We start from the raw sequence: 24745 nt of genomic DNA on the forward strand, positions 1-24745 counted from the left end.
ATGAGACTCACGCGCATCGTCGGCATCGGTGCCGGACTCGCCGTCGTGGCCGTCGCGGCCACCTCCGGGGTGATGGCCCTGGACGACGAGGGCAGGACGACCGTCACCGCCTACTTCGACCAGGCCACCGGCGTGTACGCCGGATCCGACCTGCGGATCCTCGGAGTGAAGGTCGGCACGGTCGAATCGGTCCGGCCCACGGGGAAGGAGGTCAAGGTCAGGCTCCGCGTCGACAAGGGCGTCAAGGTGCCCAAGGACGCGCACGCCGTGGTCGTCGCCCCGAGCCTGGTCGCCGACCGGTACGTCCAGCTCGCCCCCGCGTACGACGGGGGGCCGGTACTCGCGGACGAGGCCGAACTGCCCGCCTCGCACAACGCGACCCCGGTCGAGGTCGACCAGCTGTACGCCTCGATCACCGAACTCTCCACCGCGCTCGGCCCCGACGGTGCCAACTCCGACGGTGCGCTGGCCCGGCTCCTGGACACCGGCGCCAAGAACCTGGACGGCAACGGAAAGGCCATCGGGAACTCCATCGAACAGTTCGGCAAGGCGACGAAGACCCTCGACAAGAGCAGCGGGAACCTCTTCGACACCCTGTCCTACCTGCAGACCTTCACGACCATGCTGAAGGAGAACGACGGCAACGTCCGCGAGGCCGAACAACAGCTCGACTCGGTCACCGGATTCCTCGCCGACGACAAGAAGAACCTCGGCGCGGCCCTGAAGGAACTCGGCACGGCCCTCGGCCAGGTCAAGACCTTCATCAAGAAGAACCGCGGCGCCCTGAAGGCGAACGTGGACGCCCTGGTGCCGATCACCCAGGCCCTGGTCGACCAGCGTGCCTCGCTCGCCGAGGCGATGGACACCCTGCCGCTCGCCGCGGACAACGTGATCAAGGCCTACGACCCGTTGAACCGCACGCTCAACGGCCGCACCAACCTCAACGAACTCTCCATGGGCGGACCGCTCACCGATTCCACGCCCGCCGGCCTCTCACCCGTGGACACCGCCCGCCAGAAGGCCCTGCCCGCACTGCCGCTGCCCGCCGTGGGCACGGTCTACGGCACCCCCGAGAAGACCGCCACGCAGAAGAAGGGGGCGAAGCGATGAGCCGCGTCCTGCGCAGACCCGGCGCCCGGACGACCGGAGTCGCCGCCGTACTCGCGGTGGCCGTCGGCCTGGCCCTGGTGGCCACCACCGTCGACCTGCCCTCGTTCAGCGGCATCGACCAGGTGCCGCTGCCCGGCGGGGCGGACCTCGGCGACCACCCCTACGAGATCACCGCCGAGTTCGGGGACGTACTCAGCCTCGCCCCGCAGTCCTCGGTGAAGGTCAACGACGTGGCCGTCGGCCGCGTCACCAAGATCTCGCTGGCCCCGGGCAGTTGGAACGCCAGAGTGACCATGCGGGTCAACGGGAGGATCAGACTCCCCGCGAACGCCTACGCACACCTGGAACAGTCCAGCCTGCTCGGCGAGAAGTACATCCAGCTCTCGCCCCCCGCCTCCGGGACCGCCAAGGGCGCCCTCGCCGACGGGGACCGCATCCCGCTGGCCCGGACCAACCGGAACCCGGAGGTCGAGGAGGTGTTCGGTGCGCTGTCGATGCTCCTCAACGGCGGCGGCATCAACCAGCTCAAGACCATCACCACCGAGCTCAACAAGGCGCTCGCCGGACAGGAACCCCAGGTCCGCTCCATGCTCGGCCGGGTCAACACCCTCGTCACGAACCTGGACGGCCACAAGGAGGACATCACCGACGCCCTCGACGGGGTCAACCGGCTCTCCGCCACCCTCGCCACCCGTAAACAGGACGTCGGCACGGTCCTCACCGGGCTCAGCCCCGGAATGAAGGTCCTGGAGAAGCAGCGCGGATCGCTGCTCACCATGCTGCGCTCGCTCGACACGCTCTCCACCGTCGCCGTCGACACGGTGAACAGGAGCAAGGACGACATGGTCGCCGACCTCAAGGCACTCGGCCCCACCCTCCAGGCCCTCGCCGACTCGGGCCAGGACCTGCCGGACTCCCTCCAGGTGCTGATGACCTACCCGTTCACGGACGAGGTCCTCAACGGGGTCAAGGGCGACTACCTCAACGTCTACCTGGATGTGACGGCGTTGCCCGGCACCCAGATCATCCCGCCGATCCTGTCGTCGGGCGGTACGCCCGCGGCCGTCCCGGGCGGCAACGCCCGGAACTCCGCCGCCGCACTGCCGCTGCCCCTTCCCTCGGTCACCACCTCCGGAACGGAAGGGAGCAACCGATGATCACCCTGGCCGTCCGGCTCAAGAACATCGCCTTCCTGATCATCGCGGTGCTCGTCCTCGGCTACCTGGGGGTGCGCTACGCCGACCTCGGCCACTACGTCGGCATGCGCAGCTACTACACCGTCAAGATCCAGCTCCCGCAGACCGGTGGCCTGTTCACCCACTCCAACGTCACCTACCGGGGCGTGTCCGTGGGCCGGGTCGGTCCCATCGAGCTCACCGACGACGGGGTGGAGGCCGAACTGCGCATCGAGAAGGACGCCCCGCCCATCCCGGACGCGCTGAAGGCCGTCGTCGCCAACCTCTCCTCGGTCGGCGAGCAGTACGTCGATCTGCGGCCGAGCCGCACCGACGGCCCGTACCTGGCGAACGGCTCCGTCATCGACCAGGTCGACACCACCGTTCCGGCCCCCGTCACCGACGTACTCACCAGCGTCGACGACCTCGCCGGCTCCGTCGACCTGGAGTCCCTGCGTACCGTCGTCGACGAATTCGGCACCGCCTTCGAGGGACGCGGGGACGACCTCCAGGTGCTGCTGGACTCCGGCAGCGACTTCGTCCGGGCGGCCGACGACGCACTCCCCGTCACCACCCGGCTGATGGCCGACGGCGAGACCGTGCTGCGTACCCAGGCCGAACAGGGCGACGCGCTCAAGGGCTTCGCGTCCGGGGCGAAGGAACTGGCCGCCGAACTCAAGGGATCCGACACCGACCTGCGGAAGCTGATCGCGGCCGCCCCCGACGCGACCGGGCAGATCAGCGGACTCCTGCGGGACCTCGACCCGAGCTTCGGTGTCGTCGTCGCCAACCTCCTCACCACCTCCGACGTCGCCGTCACCCGGCAGCGCGGCCTTGAGGAACTGCTGGTCAAGCTCCCGGCGGTGGCCGCTGCCGGTGCCAGTGCCGTGGACGAGAACGGCGCCCGGTTCGGTATGTCCGTCACCTTCTTCGAGCCACTGCCCTGCACCTCGGGCTACAGCGGCACGACCTACCGAAACGGGCTCGACGTCACGGCCGGACCCGCACTCAACACCAAGGCCCGCTGCACCTCGTCGCCCGGAACCGGCATCAACGTCCGGGGCAGCGCGAACGCACCGAAGGGCGGGGCGCTGCCCCCGCCGGCCAAGCCCGGCTCGATGCTCCTGGGCGACGGCACGAAGACGGACCGGCTTCCCGGAGCCCTCGGCGTCACGGGCGACACCGCCCCGGCCGCCGACGGAATGGCCGGACTGCTGGGACTCGGCCGGAAAGGCGGCTCATGACATCCCGTACGAGAACGCTGGGCGGCTGGGCCGCACTGCTCGTCGCCGCACTGATCTGCGCACTCGGGGGCTGGTCGTACGCCCAGGCACGCGGTGACGACGACCTCGCCTACGCCAAGAGCCGGGACACCGCGCTGGCCGACGGCAAGCGGCACCTCGCCCGGCTCAACAGCCTGGACGGCAGGAACGCCGAGAGCGTGGACGCGGGCCTCGGCGCATGGCTCGGCTCCTCGACCGGCCCACTGCACGAACAGCTCGGGCGCACCCGGACCAAGGACGCGAGCGAGCTGACCAAGTCAGGTTCCACGGCGAAGGGAACGGTCACCGACGCGGCGCTCACAGCGCTCGACGAGCGGTCCGGCACCGCGCAGCTCATCGCGACCGTCGACGTCCGGGTCACTCCGCGCACCGGCAAGGGCGGCACCGAGCGCAAGCGTTTCGAGGCCACCCTCGCCCGGACCCCGGACAGCTGGAAGATCAAGGCGCTGACGGCGATACCGGTCGGGAGCGGCACATGAGGCGGCAGGGAGGGGCGGCGGTCGTGACCACCGGGACGGATGTGGAGGAGTACGTCGGGGCGCCCGAGGAAGAGCCCGGTACGGACGAACCGGCAGGGGAGGCTCCCGCATCCGGAGCGGGCCGCCGCACGCTGCGCTGGGCGGCGGGCGCACTGGCCTTCGCGCTGCTCGTGGCCGGTGGCGGACTGTTCGTCATGGGCCGTCAGCTGCGCGACACCCCCGCGACATCCAATGCGGCGCTCACCGACAGCGCGGCGACCACCAGGGTCGCGGGGGACGTCACCAACGCGCTCGGCAAGGTCTTCTCCTACAGCCCCTCAGCCACCGCTGTCACCAAGGAGTCCGCGAAGCAACTGCTGGCGGGCAAGGCGCTCCAGCAGTACGCGGCACTGTTCGGCCAGGTGGAGAAGCAGGCGGCCGACCAGAAGCTGACCCTCACCACCCATGTGGTGCGGGCCGGAGTCACCCGGCTGACCAAGGACAGCGCCCACCTGCTCGTCTTCCTCGACCAGGTCTACGAACGCAAGGGCAAGGCCGCCAGCACGGCGGCGGCCCAGCTCTCCGTCACCGCCCGACTGCGCGACGGGCGCTGGACGATCGTCGAGATCACCTCCAGGTAGCCAGACAGCCAGCAGTACCGAGACACAGCACAGAGCCGGCGGCAGGGGAGAGACAGCAATGGCACGGGTACGGACGACGAGGAATCCGCTGGTGGCGGCGGCGATCGTGCTGACGGTCGCGGCGGCCGGCGCGGCGGGCTGGGGCGGAGTGTCCCGCTACCAGGCATCCCACGACGGCTCCGCGGCGTACGCACGGACCCGCGACGACGCACTGGCCGCCGGTGAGCAGGCCGTGCAGAACATGAACACGCTGGACCACCAGAAGCTGGACAAGGGGCTGGACAGCTGGGAGGACTCCACCACCGGCGACCTGCACCAGCAACTCATCGACGGGCGGGGCGCGTTCGTGAAGCAGATCAAGGAGGCGAAGACCGTCAGCACGGCCCAGGTGCTGTCCGGCGCGGTCACGGAGCTGGACGACCGGGCCGGCAAGGCCGGGGTCATGGTGGCGCTGCGGGTGACCGTGACGGCGCCGAAGGGCAAACCCGCGGTGAAGGAGAGCCGGATGCTCGGGCAGCTCACCCGTACCTCCGAAGGGTGGAAGCTCAGCGCCCTCGGCCAGGCACCCGTCGGCAACACGGCCGGCTGAGGCTCCGAGGCCACCGACTCCCACCCCCGCACCGAGAGGACCCCCGGACATGTCGACCACCCGACACCTCGTCAACCGTCAGCGCCGTCTGGCCACCGTCGCCGCGGCGGAGCGTACCGCCACGACGGCCACCCCGCGCCGCAGCAGCACCGTCGCCGCAGCCGACGAGCCCGACACGGACAGCGGCACAGGCACAGGCGCCGATGCCGATGCCGAGGACGAGCCCGGGGCGGGGGAGGAGGCGGAGGAACCACGGGCCGCGCGGCGGCCGCCCGTCCTCCGGATCAGGCTGCCCGCCGTCCTCTGCGCCCTGACCGTACTTCTCGGCGCCTTCGCCGCCTGGGCGTTCACCTCCGCCGGCAGCCTGCGTGACGAGCCCGGCCGGCAGAACACCGCACTCACCGACATCAGCCGTACCAGCGAGGTCAAGGGGCAGATCACCGAGGCGGTGGGGGCGGTGTTCTCGTACAACTACGCCTCGCCGGCCAAGGCCGACGCCGCGGTGAAGAACTACCTGGTGGGCAAGGCCGTCCAGCAGCACAAGGACATGCTCGCCGACGTACGGGCGCAGGCGCCCAAGGAGAAGCTCGTCCTCACCACCACCGTCACCGGGAGCGGGGTGGAACTGCTGGACGGTGACCGCGCCCACCTGCTGATCTTCGCCGACCAGAGCAACACGCGTACCGGCAAGTCGCAGGAGACGACGTACGCGGCGGCCATGTTCGCCGTGGACGCGGTCCGCAGGGGCGGCACCTGGCGGATCTCAGCCATCGACACGTTCACCCGGTGACCCGGGGAAGAGGAGAGCACGCATGAGGTTCAACGGCACCATGCGCCGCGGGCTCGGCGGCACCGCGGCCGCCGTCGCCGCGATGGCAGCGCTCACCGCGTCCCAGGCACCGGGACTCGTCGCGAAGCAGGAACCGCCCCAGCAGCGCCAGGAGACCGACGAGGTCACGTGGTCGGAGGTACCGAACGACGACTCCTACCACACCGAACTGCCGCCGCTGAAAAGCCCGGAGCCTCCGAAGCCGGGCGTCGAACGGAGCCCGGCCGTCGCCGCTTCGTGGGCCGAGGCGGGCATTCCGGCCACCGTGCTCGCCGCCTACCGCAAGGCGCAGAGCACGCTGGGCCGCAGCGACCCGGGCTGCGGTCTGCCGTGGCAGCTGCTGGCAGCCATCGGCAAGGTCGAGTCCGGACACGCGGGCGGCGGCCGGGTAGACGCGCACGGCACGACGCTCTCGCCCATCCTGGGACCGGTGCTCAACGGCGCGGGGTTCGCCGACATCCCGGACACCGACGGCGGGGCGTACGACGGGGACAAGACATATGACCGGGCCGTCGGCCCGATGCAGTTCATCCCGTCGACCTGGGCGCACTGGGGGAGGGACGGCAACGGGGACGGCCGCAGCGACCCGAGCAACGTCTACGACGCGGCACTGGCGGCCGGGGCGTACCTGTGCGCCGGGTCGCGGGATCTGACGGTCCGGGCCGATCTCGACCGGGCGATCCTCAGCTACAACCACTCGGACACGTATCTGCGCACCGTGCTGTCCTGGCTGGAGTTCTACCGCAAGGGCACCCACCCGGTCGGCGACGGCGAGGGACCCGTGCCGGAGAGCCCCGGCGCGGGCAGCCCGAACGAGCCGAAGCACCCCGTGGGCGGGCCCGGCAGCGACAAGGGCGGCGGCGGCATCGAGGTAGGCCCGCAGCCCGGCCACACCGGCACGCCGACGACGCCGGGCACACCTGAGCCCTCGCCCGGCGGGCCGGGCACGCCGGGCCCCGGTGATCCCACCGGCCCCGGCCCCTCACCCGAGCCGAGCGACAGCGGATCCGCCACCCCCGATCCCGGCGACAGCCCCGACCCGACCACCACCCCGGACCCGGACCCGACCACCTCGAAGCCCGACCCGGGCTGCACGACGGACTCCCCCTCGCCGGACCCGAGCGACACCACCGGGGCCACCGAGTCGCCGTCACCCGATCCGAGCCCGACCGGCGAACCCTGCACCACGCCCTCGCTCCCGCCGGCCGCCGACTGACCCGGGGCCCGGTCAGCCGCCCCCGGACAGCACCTCGGCCAGGTCGTACCGCACCACTTCCTCCAGCTGCGCGTAGGTGCAGCCGGCCGGGGTGCGGTCCGGCCGCCAGCGGCGGAACTGGGCCGTGTGCCGGAACCTGTCACCCTCCATGTGGTCGTACGCCACCTCGCAGACCCGCTCCGGGCGCACCGGCACCCATGACATGTCCTTCTTCCCGGACCACCTGCTCGGTGCACCGGGCAGCCGGGCCCGCTCGTGCGCCTCGGCATCCGCCCAGGCGCCCCACGGATGATCCGAGACATCGGTGAGCAGGGGTTCGAGCTCGGTGACGAGCTCCGCGCGACGCCGCATGGTGAAGGCCGCGCACACCCCCACATGCTGGAGGGCGCCCTCGGTGTCGTACAGGCCGAGCAGCAGCGAGCCGACGACCGGGCCGCTCTTGTGGAAGCGGTATCCGGCCACGACGCAGTCGGCGGTCCGCTCGTGCTTGATCTTGTACATCACCCGGGCGTCCGGCCGGTACGGCAGATCGAGGGGTTTGGCGACGAGGCCGTCTAGGCCCGCCCCCTCGTACTGTTCGAACCACTCCCGGGCCACGTCCGGATCCGTCGTCGCCGGTGCCAGATGTACGGGGGCCGAGGCATCGGCGAGCGCCGCCTCCAGCACCCTGCGCCGGTCCGCCTGCGGGGTGTCCATGAGCGAGTCGTCGCCCAGCGCCAGGAGGTCGAAGGCGACCAGGGCGGCCGGGGTCCGCTCGGCCAGCAGCCTGACCCGGGAGTCGGCCGGATGGATGCGCTCGCTGAGCCGGTCGAAGTCGAGCCGGCCGTCGTACGCGACCACGAGCTCGCCGTCGACGACACAGCGCGGCGGGAGATTCTCCCGGAGCGCCGCGACCAGCTCGGGGAAGTAGCGGGTGAGCGGCTTCCCGGTGCGGCTGCCGATCACCACCTCGTCTCCGTCCCGGTGCACGATCGCCCGGAAGCCGTCCCATTTGGCCTCGTACTGCATGCCCGGCGGGATCCGTTTCACGGACTTCGCGAGCATCGGCTTCACGGGCGGCATCACCGGCAGGTCCATGCCCCGATTGTGAACCGTACGGCGAGCGGAGTCCTCCGATATGCGGCATATGTGTGCCCGGCCTACCGTGTGCGACATGGCAGCAGCGGGCAAAGCGGTGGAGCTGGACGCGGCAGGACGGGGTGTACGGCTGTCCAACCCGGACAAGACATACTTCCCGGAGAAGGGGTACACCAAGCGGGACGTGGCCGAGTACTTCCTGGCCGTGGGCCCGGGAATCATCCGCGCCCTGCGCAACAGGCCCACCACGCTCCAGCGGTTCGTGGACGGTGTCGAGGGCGAGTTCTTCTACCAGAAGCGCGCCCCGAAGAACCTTCCCGAGTGGATCCCCACAGCCGAGATCTCCTTCCCGAGCGGTCGCTCCGCCCGCGAGATGTGCCCGACCGAGGTGGCAGCCGTCATCTGGGCGGCCAACCTCGGCACACTCACCTTCCATCCGTGGCCGGTGCGCGGCGGGGACACCGAACACCCCGACGAGCTGCGCATCGACCTCGACCCGCAGCCCGGCACCGACTACGCCGACGCGGTCCGGGCCGCCGTCGAGCTGCGCTCCGTCCTGGACGAGCACGGGCTGCGCGGCTGGCCCAAGACCTCCGGCGGCCGCGGCATCCACGTCTTCGTCCCCATCGAGCCGCGCTGGACGTTCACCGAGGTCCGGCGGGCGGCCATCGCGGTGGGACGCGAGCTGGAGAGCCGGATGCCCGACCGGGTGACCACCGCCTGGTGGAAGGAGGAGCGCGGCGAGCGGATCTTCGTCGACTACAACCAGACCGCCCGGGACCGGACGATCGCCTCCGCCTACTCGGTACGCCCCTTCCCGCACGCCCCGGTGTCGGCCCCGCTGCGCTGGGAGGAGATCGAGGACGCCGAACCCCGCGACTTCGACATCCGGACCATGCCGAAGCGGTACGCGGAACAGGGCGATGTGCACGCCGACATGGACCAGGAGGCCTTCCGGCTCGACGCCCTGCTCGAACTCGCCGACCGGCACGAGGACGACGGCGGCCCCGGCGACATGCCCTATCCGCCGGAGTACCCGAAGATGCCGGGCGAACCCAAGCGGGTCCAGCCCAGCCGCGCCCGGCACGACGAGGGCGGTGAGGGATGAGCGAGCCCGGCACCGGCCCGGACCCCGCCCCGCCGCACGGAGCACACGGCCGGCCGCTGAGCCGGAGACAGAAGTGGGTGGCGTACAAGGAGTCGCCCTACTTCCCGGCGACGGTACTGCTGTTCATCCTCGCGGCCGCCGCCGGCCTCTTCGCCGGCTCCTACACGTACGCGATGGCCAATCCGACCCCGCACCGCATCCCGGCCGCCGTGGTCAGCGAGCCGGACACGGCCCGCGGCAAGGAGTTCGTCGCCGCGATGGACAAGGCCCTGGACGCCTCCTTGGTCATCCACGTCTTCACCACCCCCGGCAAGGCCCGTGAGGCACTGGAGAACCAGGAGGTCTTCGCGATCGTGCGGTCCGGCAGCGCCGGGGTCTCGCTCGACGTGGCCAGTGCCTCCGGGGCCGCCGTCGCCCAGCTGCTGGGCGAATCGGCGGTGAAGGTCGGGGAGAAGCTCGACATCCCGGTCTCCCTCAGGGACGTCAAACCGCTCCAGAAGGGCGATCCGCGCGGACTCGCGCTCTTCTACATCTCGCTCGCCGCGGTCATCGTCGGCTTCGTGGGATCCATCCAGCTCAGCGTGCACGCCCGGTCCCTGATCCCGCTGGAACGGATCGCGTTCACGATCGCCTACTCGCTGCTCGGCGCGTTCTCCATCGCCGCGGTGGTGGACTGGTGGCTGGGCGCCGTCGATCTCCCGTTCGTCGAGTCGTGGCTGATCCTGGCGTTCACGATGTTCACGTCCGGCATGGTCTTCACCATGTTCAACACCCTGATCGGGCGTTGGGCCATGCTGCCGACCTGGGGCGTGATGGTGCTCCTGGGGAACCCGTCCTCGGGCGGGGCCGTGTCCTGGCCGCTGCTGCCGTCGCTGCTCGGGCACATCGGACGCTGGCTGCCGCCCGGTGCCTCCGTCAACGCCCAGCACACCGCCGTCTACTACCAGGGGCACCAGCGGATCTTCCCGTTCCTGGTGCTCGCTGCCTGGTCGCTGGTCTCCATCACCGTCTTCTGGGTGTGGCGCCACCGGCACCCGGGAGGCCGCGACCACATGCCGGAGCATGCGGCCGCGGCCGGCTGAACAGGTCCCGGACGCCCGGGGTTACAGCTCCTTGATCCGGACGTCCCGGTAGGAGACCACGTCCGAGGTGCTGTGGACCTGGAGCCCGATGTAGCCGGAGGCGTACCGCCGGCCGTCGGTGCCCGGGTCGTCGTCCCGCGGCGGCTCGAAGAGCTGACCGCCGTTGTTGTCGAACTCGTTCAGCAGGACACCGTTGCGGTAGATCGAGTAGTGCTGGTCCACCACCCGGATCTCGTAGTCGTTCCAGGTGCCCTTGGGGGTGACTCCCGCGCCGGCGAGGCCGACCCGGTCGAATCCGTAGACGGAACCCGTCTTGTAGATGTCGCCGTCCGGCCGGTCGTTGATCTGGATCTCATGGCCGTACTTGATGGCGACCCACTCCGGATTCGACTCCTCCGGGTTGTCGTGGACGTTCGGGAAGCGCACGAACACACCGCCGTTGGCGTTGCCCGCGGCGGGGGCGTCGTCCCGCCACTGGAGCTTCAGCGAGAAGTCGCCGTACTGCCGGCCCGGGAACCAGAGCATCCCCATGCCGTCCACCGTGGTGGAGCTGGTGATCGAGCCCTCCTCCTCGTTCAGTGCGAACTGTCCGCCGCCCACCTGCTGCCACTTGGCGAGCGAGGCGGCCGTGCCGTCGAAGAGCTTGCGGTAGCCCTCGTTCTGGCCCGGCTCGCCGATACCCGACTGCTTGGCGGCCTTGTAGATCTTCTTCTGCTCGCGGGCGTCGACCACACCGGCGGTGAACAGCTGATCGAGAACCTTGTCCACGTGCTTGAGGAACAGCGCGTGCGAGGACCAGTCCTTCTCGTCCTCGATCAGCTCGTTGATCGTGCAGCGGTTACCGGTGATCCGGTTGGGGACCCCGGTGTCGACGGTGCCCACGATGACGGTGAGCCGCTCGTCGAACTCCGGGCAGTTCGGCGCCGGTACGCCGCCGCTCTGCGCGACGGTGAACGACACCTGCCCGGCCTCGGAGGTGTTGCCCGCCTTGTCCGTGGCCCGGTGGGCGACGGTGTGGTAGCCGACCCGGTCGATGATGACCGTGGCGTCGTAGGCCAGGTAGGGGCCGCCGTCGAGGGAGTACTCGATCTTGTCCACCCCGGACTCGGCGTCGGTCGCGGTGACCGTCACCTTGGCGCTGGTCAGGTAGGCGCCGTCGGAGTTCTTGTCGCCCGCGACCTTCGCGGAGGTCTCGGGCGGCGTCGTGTCCTCGGCCGGCGGCTCGACGACGGTGAACTCCACCGCCTTCTCGGCGGCGGCGTTGCCCGCCTTGTCGGTGGCGCGGTAGCGGATCTTCTGCGCCCCCACCTCGTGCACCATCACCGGACCGGTGTACGCCTGCCAGGCGCCGTCGGCCCCGACCGCGTACTCGATGGTGTTGACGCCGGACCCGGAGTCGGATGCGGTCACGGTGACCGTAGCCATGCCCAGGTACTGGCCCTGGTCGTCCTTCTCACCGGAGACGGTCGCCGAGGTCTCCGGCGCCGTCGTGTCGTCCGTCGGCGGTGCTGCGACGGTGAACTCCGCCGTCTTCTCGGCGGCGGCGTTGCCCGCCTTGTCGGTGGCGCGGTAGCGGATGGTGTGCGCCCCGACCTCGTCCACGACGACCGGCGCGCTGTACGGCTGCCAGGCGCCGTCGGCCCCGACCGCGTACTCGACGGTGTCGACGCCCGAACCCTCGTCGGTGGCGGCGACGGTCACGGTGGCCTGGCCGATGTAGGCGCCGTCCGCGTTCTTGTCGCCGTCGACCTTCGCCGAGGTCTCGGGTGCGGTGGTGTCCTCACCGCCGCCCCCGTCGGTCACGGTCAGGATGCCCTGCATGGCCTCGTGCCCCGGCATGGTGCAGTGGTAGAAGTACCGGCCGGGGGTGAGGGTGACCTCCGCCGTCTGCTTCCCGCCCTTGTCGTCGCCCGGGTTGGCCAGCAGATTCAGCGGTACGTCGTTGTTGAACTCCGGGTCCGAGACGCTGAAGGTCAGCGTGTGCGGCATCCCGGTGTTGTTCCCGGTGCCCTCACTGTTCTCGAAGACGATGGTCGCCTTGCCGGCCACCGCCGTCTCGGGTGCGGAGAGGTAGTGGTCGATCGGGTTGCCCGCCGTCCAGGTGAGCACCTGGTCGGCCGCCGCGTCGGCCGGGGCCGCCGTACGGCCGTAGGCCGCGGTCGACGTCAGCCCCAGCACCATCAGGAACGATCCCAGCAGCGCGAGCCACAGCCGGGCCGGCCGCGACCGCCTTCGGAAGAAGATCGAACGGTGTCTCACTGCACTGCCGCCTTCCTGGCCAGGTCCTTGACGGCCGGGGTCGCTGCGCCGCCCTTGTACGTCACGCGCCACAGGGCGGACTTGGAGTCCGAGGTGAAGAAGCCGCGCCCGTAGTCCAGGACGTACAGCGAACCGTCCGGGGCGAACTTCCAGTCCATCAGGTTGCGGATGCCGTCCGCGCCGACCGGGATGATCTCCTTGAGGGACTCGGCGTGCGTGGGCAGTCCGCCCTTGCCGACCGTCTTCGGGTCGGTGAGCACGGCGTGCCTGGGCTGGGTGTCGTCGTAGAAGTCACCGACGAACCACTTGCCGTCCCAGTACGAGGGCCACTTGTCGGCTCCGGCCTTCGCGTCGTACCGGTAGACCGGGCCGTTCATCGTGGCCTGGCCGCCGCCCTTGAGCCAGGGCAGGAGCTCCTTCTGGTCCTCCACCTTGTAGCTCGGGATGCCGTTCTCGTCGCGCGGGTAGTCCACGCCACCGCCCTGCGGCGAGTACCAGATGTTGTTGGCGGTGACCGGCGGCAGGTTCACCAGGCCGTCGTTGTTGGGCGACTCGTTCTTGGGGTGGTCGCAGTCGTACCAGCCGAGCGGCTTGCTCGGATCGGGCAGATTGCGGTCCCGGTAGGGCTGCTTGTTGCCCATGCAGTACGGCCAGCCGCGGTTGCCCGCCTGGGTGATCGCGGCGAACGTGTCGTACTTGGCCGGACCCCAGGTGGTGCTCGGCTCGCCCGCGTCGGGGCCGACCCAGCCCGCGTACAGCGTGTCGGTCGACTTGTCGATCGAGATCCTCGCCGGGTTGCGCACCCCCATCACATAGATCTCGCCGCGGGTCTTGCCGCCGCCCTCGTCCGTCTCCTTGCCGGTGAAGAGATTGCCCTCGGGCAGGGTGTACGTGCCGTCGTCCTCCGGGTGGATCCGAAGGATCTTGCCGTTGAGGTTGTTCGTGTTGCCCGCGGTCCGCCTGGCATCGGCGAACGAGACGCCCTTGTAGTTCGGCTCCGGGTTGTTGCCCGAGTAACCGTCGCTGAACTGCGAGGAGTTGTTGTCCCCGGCCGCGACGTACAGGTTGCCCTTGGAGTCCCAGGCCATGCCGCCGCCCGCGTGGCAGCAGCTGTGGATCTGGACCGGCCAGTGCAGCAGCACCTTCTCGGAGGAGAGGTCCAGCTTGTTGGTGGCCAGGTCCATGGTGAACCGGGAGACCTGACGGACCGCCATCTGCTTGTCGCGGTCGATCTTGTCGTGGGGTGTGTAGTGCAGGTACACCCAGCCGTTCTTCTCGAAGTCCGGGTCGAGCTCGATGCCGAGCAGACCCTCCTCGACCTTGACCAGCTCGTCGCCGCCGCCCTTGTTGCCGAACACCGTCAGCTCTCCGGCGAGGGTGACCTTCTTGGTCTTCGGGTCGTAGACGTGGATCTGGCCCAGGCCCTTGCCGACGTTCGGGTCGGCCCAGTCGGTCACGACCGGCACACTGCTGTCGGCGCCGCCGCGGCCGATGTACAGCACACGTCCGTCGGGGGCGGTCACCAGTCCGTGCGGTTCACCGATCTGGTCGTTCTTGCCGGGCTGGTTGGGCTGGGTGACGCGCTCCGCCTTGTAGTTGGAGGTGATCGTCGCCTTGCAGTCGGCCTGCGAGATCCGGGTCGTCCAGTCGAGCGCACCCCGCAGGTGGTCACGGAAGTCGGCCTCGGCGAAGCTGTCGACCGTACCGCCCATCGCGGTGTAGAAGGACCGTCCGCCGTCGTAGTCACGGCACCAGGAGACCGGGTGGTCCCAGCCGTTGGCGCTCGCCCCCGGCTTGTAGGTGATCTCCCGCACGCGCGCCACCGTGTGCACGTCGCCGGACGGATTCTCCGTCCAGTTCAGCCACTTGTCGGGGCGCTTCCACTCCAGCGGGAGGTTCTTGGTGGCCGGGTGCTGCCGGTCACCGATCTCCACCGTCGCACGCTGTACGGAGGTGGGGCTGTCGGCCGCCGGACGGGCACCGACCAGGCCGGTGAACCAGTCCGAGTACGGCTCGGTGCGCGCCGCGTCGTGAATGCCGAGGAAGCCGCCACCGGCCTCCATGTACGCCTCCAGACCGGCTTCCTGCTCCGGATCCAGGACATCGCCGCCGCCCGTCAGGAAGACGACGGCGTTGTACGTGCCGAGCTTCTTTCCGTTGGTGAAGACGGCAGGGTCGTCGCTGGCCACTGTCTTGAAGCGGCCCGCGTCCGGGCCGGTGAGCCCGATCTTCTCGATCGCCGCGATTCCGGCGTCGACCGTCGGCGACTCCTCGGACGCGGAGGCATGGAAGACCAGTACCTTCACGTCGGCACCGCCGGGCGGCGACGGCAGGGACAACGTTGTCGCCATGGACTCCTCGGGTCCGGGATACGGCCTGGCACTGGCGGCATTGCCGCCGAGCAGGGATGCGGTCAGTGCGCCGGCCGCCACGGCCGCCGCAAGTCCGCGTCGCGATCTGGACCTGTGATGTGGTGTGCGCTGCATGTGGTCACCCACCCCTCTTTGGTCACTGCAACAGCGCATGAAGCTAGACCTCTTTTCGCGACTCGCCAATAGCTATGGCAGCAATGAAACGAACTTTGTCCTTAGTGTGGATAAACGAAGATCCCCGGGCTACGGTATGGCCCGTCCCTGAGGCCTCCGTGCCCGTCGGCGTCGACCACCGTGACCTGCGTACCTCCGCGCCGCGTGCCGTAGTTGTCTTGGTTTACTCCGCAACACCCGTCTGAAAGTGGGGAGTTCGACATGGATCGCAGGAGCTTCAACCGGCGGATTCTGATGGGCGGCGGGGTGGCGGCAGCGACCGGCGTGACATCGTTGTCCCTCGGCGCGATCGAGGCGACCTCGGCCGAGAACCCGCCCCGGACGGCGCCGGCGGGAGGTGTGGTCCGCCATCTCAAGATGTACGCGGAGAAGTTGGCGGACGGCTCGATGGGATACGGCTTCGAGAAGGGCAAGGCCTCGATCCCGGGCCCGCTCATCGAGATCAACGAGGGCGACACCCTGCACATCGAGTTCGAGAACACGATGGATGTGGCGGCCAGCCTCCACGCGCACGGCGTCGACTACGACATCGCGAGCGACGGCACCCGGATGAACAAGAGCATCGTCGAACCGGGCGCCACCCGCACGTACACCTGGCGTACCCACGCCCCGGGCCGGCGCAAGGACGGCACCTGGCAGCCGGGCAGCGCGGGTTACTGGCACTACCACGACCACGTCGTCGGTACGGACCACGGCACGGTCGGCATCCGCAAGGGGCTCTACGGGCCGGTGATCGTCCGGCGCAAGGGCGACATCCTGCCCGACAAGACGATCACGATCGTCTTCAACGACATGCTGATCAACAACAAACCCGCCGACAAGAGCCCCGACTTCGAGGCCACGGTGGGGGACCGGCTCGAAGTCGTCATGATCACGCACGGCGAGTACTACCACACCTTCCACGTCCACGGTCACCGCTGGGCGGACAACCGAACGGGCCTGCTCACCGGCCCCGACGACCCCAGCAGGGTCATCGACACGAAGATCGTCGGACCGGCGGACTCGTTCGGCTTCCAGGTCATCGCGGGCGAACACGTCGGCGCGGGCGCGTGGATGTACCACTGCCACGTGCAGAGCCATTCCGACATGGGCATGGCCGGCATGCTGCTCGTCGCCAAGGCCGACGGGACGGTGCCCGGACACGACGGGCACGCCATGTCGTCGCACGGCGCGAAGACCCCGGAGGCGGAGAAGTCCGACGCCGGGAAGGCCGGCAGGAGTGCGGCGCACGAGGGCCACCAGGATTGACCCGGAGCGCCCTCCGTCCGCGGGGAAGGCGGGACTTTCGGCACGCGCCCTACGGTGCCGGGTCCGCCACCGCCGCGAGGCGCTGCTGTTCCTCCTCGACGATGCGGCGGGCCAGCGAACCGTCCGACACGTCCACGGCGTCGGGCGTCGTCTCGGCGATGTCGCTGCGTCGTGCGTACGCGTCGAACAGCCGCTCCTTGCGGGCCAGGATGTCCAGCATGCGCTGGTCGACGCTGTCCGCGGCGAGCAGCCGGTGCACCTGGACCGTGCGTATCTGGCCCATCCGGTGGGTGCGGGCCACGGCCTGGTGCTCCATCGTCGGCTTGATCTGCGGCTCGCAGAGGATGACGACGGAGGCGGCCTGCATGTTCAGTCCGATCCCGCCGGCCTGGATCTGGCTGAGCAGCACCGCATGGCCGTCCGCCGCCGTGAAGGCGTCGATCAGCTCCTGGCGCCGGGCGGCCGGCAGGCTTCCCGAGAGCGGGCCGAACACGCTGTCCCCCAGTGCCTGCCGGACCGTCTCCAGCACCTCGCGGAAGTACGAGAACACCACGACCTTCAGGCCGTTGCCCGCGGCTTCCGCGACCAGCTCGCGCAGCCGGTTCAGCTTCGCGGAGGTGTCCGGACTGGCGTAGGCGGCCCGGCGCATCCGCATGAACTGGCCGGCGCTCACGGCCTCGCGGTAGGCCAGCAGATCAGCCGCGCTGAACTCCTCCCACTCGTCGACCTGTACCAGCGCCGGGAGTTCGGTGAGGACGTCCTGTTGGTTGCGGCGCAGGTAGACGGGGGAGACGGCCCTGCGGAAGGCCTGCGAACCGGCGGCGCCATGGCTGGTGTTGATCAACGGAGCCAGTTCGGGCTGGAGTTGGCGGACGAGGCTGCGGAACTCCTCCACCCGGTTCTCCATCGGTGTGCCGGTCAGGAACAGCACCCGCTCGGTCCGCTGCGACCAGCCGGAGACCGCCCGGGAGCGGCGGGTGGCCGGATTCTTGACGTAATGGGCCTCGTCGACCACGAGCATGCCGGGCCTCGTGCCGCAGTCGTCCGCGACGGGCAGGGTGTGCAGGGCGTCGAACGTGGTGAGCGCGACCCCGCCGTCCTCGCGCCACTGGGCGAACGCGCCCTGTCGCTCCGGGCCGTGGACGGGGAGTGCGCGCAGCGTGGACCGGGCCCGGATCTCCCGCGTCCAGTTGATCAGCACACTCGCCGGGCAGACCACCAGGAAGTGGGTCTCGCCCGCGGCCGCGAGATGGGCCAGCGCGGCGATGGCCTGAACGGTCTTGCCGAGTCCCATCTCGTCCCCGAGGATCACCCGCTTCTGCGCGAGCGCGAAGCGGGCTCCGAACGACTGGTAGCCGCGCAGCGATACCCGCAGCCGGGCGTCGTCCAGCCGCAGCCCGCGCACCCGGTCGGCGATCCCGGACGGCAGGAACCCCTCGGCCGCGTCCCGGTCGGGCCCGGTGCCGGACATCCCGGCGAGCAGGCTGTAGTACTCGGCGGAGCGCACCTCGAAGTCGACCCAGGCGGCGACCGGTGACTCCGCGTCGCGCAGCAGGTCCACCGACACCTGCCCGAACAGCAGCGGCAGTTCGCGTGCCGACGCGTCGGCCGTCACGGCGCGGACCTCGGCGAGAGCGGCCAGTGCCCGGGCCCGCGCCGGCCGCTTCGTGAACAGCATCCGCAGCCGCCCCCTGGTCGGCGCGGCCTCGGCCAGCAGGGGGTCCAGCCGCTCGACCAGCCGGCGGGCCCCGTCCACGGCCCGCCGCACGTCCGGTCCGGCCTCGACCAGCCGGTACAACGCGGTGACCAGGGCGGTCGTGGCGTCGTCCGGGGTGTCCACCGCTATCCGCACCGCGACCGTGTCCCGCACGGCGTGTGCGATCCGGCCCGCCGCCGCGAGCGCCTGGTCGGCGGTCTGTGCGCCGACTCCGGGGATCTGGCGGAGCTCGTAGCGGCTCGCCCCGTGCACCTCGCCGATGTTCGTGAGACCGGCCTGCTCGAACGCGCCGATGCGCAGCCGGCCCTCGGTGACGTCCTTCAGCCGGGACACCGGGATGGACGCCAGTTCACCACTGACGAGGGCGTCGAGCAGCGGGTCGAGAGCGGCGCGAACGGCATCGACGGCGCGGGCGTGATCGGCCAGCACCCCGCGCGCCGCCTCCAGCAGCCGCTCGGCCCGTGCGAGCAGCTCACGGGCGGCCCGCCCGGTCGGCGCCCCACCCTCGGTGGGCCCGGCCTCAGTCATGTACGTCCCTCTGTCCCCGCAGTCTCACCACCGCTCCCGGCAGCCGGCCGGAACGGTTCGTATCGTCCCATGCGCGACTGACAACGCGGCGGACGCGACGGCTCAGGGAGCGGGTGGCCGGCGCTCCGCCGGTGACAGCAGCAGTACCTCCAGGGCACGGGCGCAGGAGCGGGCCTGCGTCAGGAACCAGTCCGTGCGCCCGTCGGTGATCACGGACGGCGTGGCCCGCACGGCCAGGGCGAACCTGGCGTGCCCGGCACCGTCCAGCACCGGCACCGCCAGGGTGCGCACCCCGTGCGCCGACTCCCCGTCGTTGACGGCGTGGTTCTCGGCACGTACCCGTGCCAGCTCCGCCTCCAGGGCGGCCGGCTCGACGATCGTGCGTTCGGTGAACGCGGGCAGTGGAGGCAGCGAGGACGGCCCGCCCTCGCCCGGCCTGGCCCAGGCCAGCAGCACCTTGCCCAGCGCGGTGGAGTGCAGCGGCCGGCGCAGCCCCACCTTGGGCGTCACCGAGCCGCCCGCGACGATCACCGCATGGGGTCCGCTGCGCAGCGCGAGGTCGGCCGTCGCACCCGTGCGCTCGGCGAGATCCGCCAGTTCGGGTGCGGCCAGATGCAGTCCGCGCTGGTGGTACGAGAGCCGGCCGAGCTCCGTCACGGCCGGCCCCAGCCGGTAGCGCGAGGTGCGGGCGTCCTGCTCCAGGAAACCGGCGCCCAGCAGGGTGCGGGCCAGCCGATGGGCCGTGGAGACCGACAGTTCGAGGCGGCGGGCGAGATCCGAAGCGCTCAGATCGGGGCCGTTGTCGTGGAAACAGTGCAGGACGTCCAGGGCGCGCTGTACCGCCTGCGCTCCGCCGGGAGCGCGTACTGCGGCGGCCTCGGTCATGGTGGGTTCACTCTCCGCTCGTGAGGGCTGACGGGGCCTGAGATTGCCACATTACGGGAGGCGAGCAGGCATCAATCCCTCCGGGGAAACACTGTGTTCACACCCGGTCCCACATCATGGGAAGCGAGTTGTGGGGCGGATCCGGTCCGTGGCAGGCTGCAGCCCGTCACCACCGACGAGCCGAAGGGAGCAGTGCCATGGCCGGCCGCCGAACCGCGACCCCCGCCCACGCCGCTCCCGTCCCGCTCACCCTCACGCTGCGCCGTCACATCGACCTGGCCCGCGTGTCCAGCGCCGCCTGTCGCTGACCTGCCCCCCGCCTCTCCCGCTCTCCCGCGTCGCTCGACGCGGGCACGGGCCCCTCGCGGTAGGCGCTGCCCGGATCCCGGGCCACACGCTCCTTGCACCGCCCCCTGCTTCGCCGATCCTCGGGAAGACCCCATGACGCACGCCGTCCTGCCCCGGACGCTCTGGTTCACCCGCTGTCCCGTACCCACCGCCACCGGCATCGCCGCCGACCGGCACTGGCTCACCGACGAGTTCGCCGCCGACGGCATCACCGTGCGCTCCCTCCAGGAGGCCGCACCGGACACCGACCCGGCCGCGCACTACACCCACGCGCTGCCGGGCCTCTTCCGGGAGGGCGGCAACGTCCCCGCCCTGTGGGCCCGTTCACGCGGCGAACGGACCCGGCTGATCGGCCTCACCTGGATCGAGGAGCGGCAGACCGTACTGGTCGCGCCCGGTTCCGGGATCCGCGGCGCCGGCGCGCTGCGCGGGCTCCGGCTCGCGGTCCCGAAGCACGACATCGCCATCGACTTCTGGCGCGCCATGGCGCTGCGCGGCTTCGAGGGCGCGCTCGGCTCGGCCGGTCTCACGCCGGCCGACACCGTGCTCGTCGACGTGCCGGCCGCCGGACACAGAGGCCAGTGGGCGGCCGAACTGGCCGCGCTGCGGCGCGGTGACGTCGACGCCGTGTACGTCAAGGGCGCGCTGGCCGTCGAGGCGGCCCGCCGTGCCGGGGCCCAGGTCGCCGTCGAACTCGACGAACTTCCCGACCGCCGGTTCCGCGTCAACAACGGGACCCCGCGCCCCATCACCGTCCACCAGCAGCTCCTGGACGACCACCCCGACCTCGTCGACCGATTCCTCGCCGTGCTGCTGAGGGCCGCCGACTGGGCCGCAGGACAGCCCGCCGAGGTCGACCGCATCCTCGGCGCGGAGACCGGCGCGGGGGCCGACGGTGTCGCAGGGGCCTACCGGCCCGGCACCCATCTGACCCTCCACCCCGATCTGTCGCCCGAACGCCTCGCCCTGCTCGCCGCGCAGGAAGCCGGGCTGCGGGCCCACGGATTCCTGCCCGAGCCCGTCGACGTCGCGGCCTGGGCCGACCCCGGGCCGCTGCGCCGCGCAGCCGCGCTGGCCCGTCGCACTCCCGACTCCCTGAGCCCAGAGGACCCCTCATCATGAACATTCCCCGCCCCCTGCGCACGACGGCCGTGCCCGCCCTCCTCACGGCCACCGCGCTCCTCGCCCTCACCGCCTGCGGCACATCCGGATCCGACGGCTCCGGTCAGGTCTCCGGCAGCGGGTCCACGGTGACCGTCCGCATCCCCGACCCCGGCAACTCGGGGGTGCTCGCCCTCGGCAAGAAGGACGGCAGCCTGGACAAGGCCCTGGCCGATGCGGGCGCCGAGGTGAAGTGGACCGGCAGCGCCGGACCCTTCGCCCCGGCCGCCCAGGCGATGAACGCCGATCAGCTGGACATCGCCACCGGCTCCATCACCTCCGGAATAACCTCCCTCGCCCAGAAGCCGGGCTTCAAGTTCTTCACCGCCGTCGACCCGGACACGGCGGGGGAGGGCATCCTCGTCAGGAACGGCTCGGGCATCGGCTCGGTGGCCGATCTGGTCGGCCGGAAAGTCGCCGTCAACCAGGGCGGCACCGGCGAGTACCTGCTGCTGAAGGCCCTGGCCAAGGCCGGCATCCCGGCGGACAAGGTCACCCGGGTCTATCTGCGGCCCGACCAGACCGCCGCGGTCTTCAACGCGGGCAAGGTCGACGCCTGGGCCGTCTGGGCCACCTACGCCGTCGCCGAGATCGGCAGCGGGAAGGCGCACTTCGTCGCCGACGGAGCGGCGATCGGCTCCGACAACTACAGCCTCAACGCCGTGCGGACGGACTTCGCCGAGCAGCACCCGAAGGTCGTGAAGGCCCTCTACCAGTACCTCCACGCGGCCAGCGCCAAGGAGAAGCGGGACCCGGCCGCGTACCTCAACGTCTTCACGGACGTCGGCCCCACCGCTGTCACCGGAAAGGCCAAGGAGGTGCAGACGTCCTTCACCGCCGAGGGCGGCACGGTCGAACCCATCGACGCCGAGGACACGAAGCGCTTCCAGGACGTCGCGGAGTTCTACGCGGAGCAGAAGGTCACCAAGGACCGGGTCGACGTCGCCGCCCATCTCCTCGACATCCGGAAACTGACATGAGTGACGTCACCGCCGCGCCGCGCGTCGAGCCGGGCGGTACGGCCCCGCCCGACAGCCTCGTCGTGCCGCGCCCACAGCTCCGCAAGGCCCGCAGCCGGAGCTACGCGATCACCGTCCGCACCATCGGCCCCGTGGCGCTCCTGGTCCTGTGGTGGGTGGCCTCCGCGACCGGGCTCCTCACCCCCGACGTTCTGGCATCCCCCAGAGAAGTGCTGCGTGCGGTGGGGGAGTTGTGGGGCAACGGGCAGTTGCCGGACGCCCTCACCACCTCCCTCACCCGCTCCGGACTCGGCCTGCTGATCGGCCTCGCGGCCGGCCTCACCCTCGGCATCACCACCGGCTTCACCCGGCTCGGCGACGAACTCCTGGACTCCTCGCTCCAGACCCTGCGCACCATCCCCTTCCTCTCCCTGGTGCCGCTGTTCATGGTCTGGTTCGGGATCAACGAGACGGCGAAGATCCTTCTCATCGCCGTCGCCACCACCTTCCCGATGTACGTCTCCACGTCGAGCGGGGTGCGCAACACCGACCCGAAACTCATCGAGGCCATGCGGAGCTTCGGGATGGGCCGGCTCGCCCTCGTACGCGAAGTCGTGCTGCCCGGTGCGCTGCCGTCCCTGCTCGCCGGGCTGCGGCTGTCCATGACGCTCAGCGTCATCGCGCTGATCGCGGCGGAGGAGATCAACGCCACCGCCGGCATCGGCTATCTGATGTCCCAGGCCCAGAGTTACGCCCGCACCGACATCCTCGCCGTCTGCATCCTCGTCTACGGGCTCCTCGGACTCACCGCGGACATCCTCGTACGGCTGCTGGAGCGCGTGCTGATGCCGTGGCGCACCCCGCAGGGAGCCGCCCGATGACCGCCGACCCCACCTCCGCCCCCGCCGTACGGGTACACGGCCTGCGCCGGGTCTTCGGCGACCGGGCCGTCCTGGACGGGCTGCGACTCGACATCGCCCGCGGGGAGTTCGTCGCCCTGCTGGGTGCCAGCGGCAGCGGCAAGACGACGCTGCTGCGCATTCTGGGCGCCCTCGACGGAGCCGACGGGGGAGAGGTGTTCGTTCCGGAGGCCCGTACCGTCGTCTTCCAGGAGCCCCGCCTCGTACCGTCGAAGAAGGTCCTCGCCAATGTGACGGTCGCCCTGCCGCGCAGCCGCTCCGCCGACGGACTCCGGGCGCTGGCCGAAGTCGGCCTGGAGCGGCACGCGGAGGCCTGGCCGGCCACGCTCTCCGGCGGCGAGGCCCAGCGCGTGGCCCTTGCCCGCGCGCTCGTACGGGAGCCCGAACTGCTGCTGCTGGACGAGCCGTTCGCCGCACTCGACGCCCTGACCCGGCTGAAGATGCAGGACCTGGTCGGCGAGCTCTGCCGCAGACACCGGCCGGCCGTCCTGCTGGTCACCCATGACGTGGACGAGGCCGTACGGCTGGCCGACCGGGTCGCCGTTCTGCGCGACGGACGGCTCGTCACCGACGAGACCGTCGACGTGGGCCGGCCGCGCGACCCCGGCGATCCCGCGTTCGCGGCGCTGCGCCGACGTCTGCTCGACGACCTCGGGGTCCGACCGGCCCCGGAACCCGCCCCATCCCTCGACCGTGCCGAAGCCGGAGTGATCTGAATGACCCTGACCATCGGTGTCCACAGCAGCAACCCGTCCCTCTACCACCTCTACCACCTGTCCCGCCTCGGCCTGGCCCGGGAGGAGCTGGCCCCGCTGGGCGAGAGCGTCGTCTTCTTCCCGTACACCAACGGCGTACGCACCGGCGAGCTCCTGTCCCGGGGCGTCATCGACTTCGGCGGCACCGGATCGACCCCGCCGATCACCGCCCAGGCCGCCGGCCACGACATCGTCTACACCGCGGTCTCCGCCCCACGCCCCGGACACGGCGCGCTCCTCGTCGCCGAGGACAGCCCGGTGCGCACGATCGCCGATCTCAAGGGCCTGACCGTGCACCTCGCGATCGGCTCCTGGCAGACGCATCTGATCGCCAAGGCCCTCGACGACGCCGGGCTCTCCTACGCCGACGACATCACCGCCGTCCGCAGCACCGACGACAGCGAACAACTGGTGCGTACCGGGGAGATCGCCGCCTGGGTCGCCCAGGGCGCCGAACTGGCCGCCGCCCGGCGCACCGGCCGACTGCGCACCCTGATCCGCACCGGTGACGTCATCAGCGACCGTTCGGTCTTCTTCACCCGCCGCGACCTGGCCGAATCCCGGCCCGAGGTCATCGAGGCGCTGACCCGGGCGCTCCGCCGCGCCGACGAGTGGGCCGCGGCCCACCCCCGGCAGGCGGCCGAGATCGCCTCCGCGGACCTGGGCGGATCCGCGGACGACTGGGAGACCGCGCTCGCGTCCCTGCCCTGGACGATCGAGCCGGTCACCGACGCGTTCATCGCGGAGCAGCAGGAGGCCGCCGACATCTTCCACCGCACCGGCTTCATCGAACGCCCGGTCACCGTCGGCCACGCCCGTGCCCGTACGGCCGCGGAAAAGGCGGTATGACG

General features: G+C 70.8%; 22 protein-coding genes. 17 read left to right on the plus strand and 5 right to left on the minus strand.

Annotation, left to right across the window (positions count from 1 at the left end):
• The 8 genes from ACFVJX_RS15420 to ACFVJX_RS15455 are packed head-to-tail and all read left to right on the plus strand — an operon-like array spanning position 1 to position 7301.
• Positions 1-1110 carry an MCE family protein gene (locus tag ACFVJX_RS15420; protein ID WP_384127365.1) on the plus strand — a complete coding sequence of 370 codons (1110 nt, stop codon included), beginning with the start codon at positions 1-3 and terminating at the stop codon, positions 1108-1110.
• The gene (locus ACFVJX_RS15425; RefSeq protein WP_384127363.1) at positions 1107-2267 is read left to right on the plus strand and encodes an MCE family protein; all 1161 of its coding nucleotides are present in this window, start codon (positions 1107-1109) and stop codon (positions 2265-2267) included. The genes ACFVJX_RS15420 and ACFVJX_RS15425 overlap by 4 nt, the downstream gene beginning before the upstream one ends.
• Positions 2264-3529, plus strand: a complete 1266-nt coding sequence (locus tag ACFVJX_RS15430; RefSeq protein WP_384127362.1) for an MCE family protein — start codon at positions 2264-2266, stop codon at positions 3527-3529. The genes ACFVJX_RS15425 and ACFVJX_RS15430 overlap by 4 nt, the downstream gene beginning before the upstream one ends.
• A complete protein-coding gene (locus tag ACFVJX_RS15435; protein ID WP_384127361.1) occupies positions 3526-4047 on the plus strand; it encodes a hypothetical protein in 522 nt (173 codons plus the stop codon). Before ACFVJX_RS15430 ends, ACFVJX_RS15435 begins: the two co-directional genes overlap by 4 nt.
• Positions 4044-4667, plus strand: a complete 624-nt coding sequence (locus ACFVJX_RS15440; RefSeq protein WP_384127359.1) for a hypothetical protein — start codon at positions 4044-4046, stop codon at positions 4665-4667. Before ACFVJX_RS15435 ends, ACFVJX_RS15440 begins: the two co-directional genes overlap by 4 nt.
• A gap of 58 nt (positions 4668-4725) precedes the next feature.
• On the plus strand, positions 4726-5256 hold the full coding sequence (locus ACFVJX_RS15445) for a hypothetical protein (RefSeq protein WP_384127358.1): 531 nt from the start codon (positions 4726-4728) through the stop codon (positions 5254-5256).
• A 49-nt stretch (positions 5257-5305) separates the two neighbouring features.
• Complete coding sequence (locus ACFVJX_RS15450; RefSeq protein WP_384127356.1) at positions 5306-6046, plus strand: hypothetical protein; 741 nt, start codon at positions 5306-5308, stop codon at positions 6044-6046.
• A 22-nt stretch (positions 6047-6068) separates the two neighbouring features.
• Positions 6069-7301: a lytic transglycosylase domain-containing protein gene (locus ACFVJX_RS15455; protein ID WP_384127355.1), complete on the plus strand. Its 1233-nt coding sequence runs from the start codon at positions 6069-6071 to the stop codon at positions 7299-7301.
• Positions 7302-7313: 12 nt separating this feature from the next.
• On the opposite strand, the gene ACFVJX_RS15460 is transcribed toward ACFVJX_RS15455, so the two are convergent.
• On the minus strand, positions 7314-8378 hold the full coding sequence (locus ACFVJX_RS15460) for an ATP-dependent DNA ligase (RefSeq protein ID WP_384127354.1): 1065 nt from the start codon (positions 8376-8378) through the stop codon (positions 7314-7316).
• A 97-nt stretch (positions 8379-8475) separates the two neighbouring features.
• Between ACFVJX_RS15460 and ligD the strand changes: the two genes are divergently transcribed.
• Both ligD and ACFVJX_RS15470 read left to right on the plus strand, forming a co-directional pair.
• The gene (gene ligD, locus ACFVJX_RS15465) at positions 8476-9486 is read left to right on the plus strand and encodes a non-homologous end-joining DNA ligase (protein WP_384127412.1); all 1011 of its coding nucleotides are present in this window, start codon (positions 8476-8478) and stop codon (positions 9484-9486) included.
• Positions 9483-10568 (plus strand): ABC transporter permease, encoded by a 1086-nt coding sequence (locus ACFVJX_RS15470; RefSeq protein WP_384127353.1) that lies wholly within the window; start codon positions 9483-9485, stop codon positions 10566-10568. The genes ligD and ACFVJX_RS15470 overlap by 4 nt, the downstream gene beginning before the upstream one ends.
• Positions 10569-10589: 21 nt before the next feature.
• Here the strand turns inward: ACFVJX_RS15470 and ACFVJX_RS15475 are convergent, their stop codons facing one another.
• Both ACFVJX_RS15475 and ACFVJX_RS15480 read right to left on the minus strand, forming a co-directional pair.
• Positions 10590-12827, minus strand: a complete 2238-nt coding sequence (locus ACFVJX_RS15475) for an OmpL47-type beta-barrel domain-containing protein (RefSeq protein WP_384127351.1) — start codon at positions 12825-12827, stop codon at positions 10590-10592.
• Positions 12824-15313, minus strand: coding sequence for a ThuA domain-containing protein (locus ACFVJX_RS15480; RefSeq protein WP_384127350.1), 2490 nt, complete (start codon positions 15311-15313; stop codon positions 12824-12826). Before ACFVJX_RS15480 ends, ACFVJX_RS15475 begins: the two co-directional genes overlap by 4 nt.
• A gap of 261 nt (positions 15314-15574) precedes the next feature.
• Here ACFVJX_RS15480 and ACFVJX_RS15485 point away from each other — a divergent pair, with 261 nt between their 5' ends.
• Positions 15575-16621 (plus strand): multicopper oxidase domain-containing protein, encoded by a 1047-nt coding sequence (locus ACFVJX_RS15485; protein ID WP_384127349.1) that lies wholly within the window; start codon positions 15575-15577, stop codon positions 16619-16621.
• A gap of 49 nt (positions 16622-16670) precedes the next feature.
• Here the strand turns inward: ACFVJX_RS15485 and ACFVJX_RS15490 are convergent, their stop codons facing one another.
• Together ACFVJX_RS15490 and ACFVJX_RS15495 are read right to left on the minus strand one after the other, a co-directional pair.
• Entirely contained in the window at positions 16671-18866 is a 2196-nt protein-coding gene (locus ACFVJX_RS15490) for a DEAD/DEAH box helicase (protein ID WP_384127347.1), read from the minus strand.
• A gap of 102 nt (positions 18867-18968) precedes the next feature.
• On the minus strand, positions 18969-19751 hold the full coding sequence (locus ACFVJX_RS15495) for an IclR family transcriptional regulator (RefSeq protein WP_384127346.1): 783 nt from the start codon (positions 19749-19751) through the stop codon (positions 18969-18971).
• Between the two features lie 197 nt (positions 19752-19948).
• Here ACFVJX_RS15495 and ACFVJX_RS15500 point away from each other — a divergent pair, with 197 nt between their 5' ends.
• The 6 genes from ACFVJX_RS15500 (at position 19949) to ACFVJX_RS15525 (ending at position 24743) form a co-directional block, all read left to right on the plus strand.
• Positions 19949-20059 (plus strand): putative leader peptide, encoded by a 111-nt coding sequence (locus ACFVJX_RS15500; protein ID WP_384127345.1) that lies wholly within the window; start codon positions 19949-19951, stop codon positions 20057-20059.
• Between the two features lie 133 nt (positions 20060-20192).
• Positions 20193-21221 (plus strand): ABC transporter substrate-binding protein, encoded by a 1029-nt coding sequence (locus ACFVJX_RS15505; RefSeq protein WP_384127343.1) that lies wholly within the window; start codon positions 20193-20195, stop codon positions 21219-21221.
• Complete coding sequence (locus ACFVJX_RS15510; RefSeq protein ID WP_384127342.1) at positions 21218-22240, plus strand: NrtA/SsuA/CpmA family ABC transporter substrate-binding protein; 1023 nt, start codon at positions 21218-21220, stop codon at positions 22238-22240. The genes ACFVJX_RS15505 and ACFVJX_RS15510 overlap by 4 nt, the downstream gene beginning before the upstream one ends.
• Positions 22237-23100, plus strand: coding sequence for an ABC transporter permease (locus ACFVJX_RS15515; RefSeq protein ID WP_384127340.1), 864 nt, complete (start codon positions 22237-22239; stop codon positions 23098-23100). Before ACFVJX_RS15510 ends, ACFVJX_RS15515 begins: the two co-directional genes overlap by 4 nt.
• Positions 23097-23855: an ABC transporter ATP-binding protein gene (locus tag ACFVJX_RS15520; protein ID WP_384127339.1), complete on the plus strand. Its 759-nt coding sequence runs from the start codon at positions 23097-23099 to the stop codon at positions 23853-23855. Before ACFVJX_RS15515 ends, ACFVJX_RS15520 begins: the two co-directional genes overlap by 4 nt.
• Complete coding sequence (locus ACFVJX_RS15525; RefSeq protein ID WP_384127337.1) at positions 23856-24743, plus strand: ABC transporter substrate-binding protein; 888 nt, start codon at positions 23856-23858, stop codon at positions 24741-24743. It begins immediately after the preceding gene.
• Positions 24744-24745: the final 2 nt, after the last annotated feature.

The organism is Streptomyces sp. NPDC127177 (assembly GCF_042672475.1).
Lineage (GTDB): Bacteria > Actinomycetota > Actinomycetes > Streptomycetales > Streptomycetaceae > Streptomyces.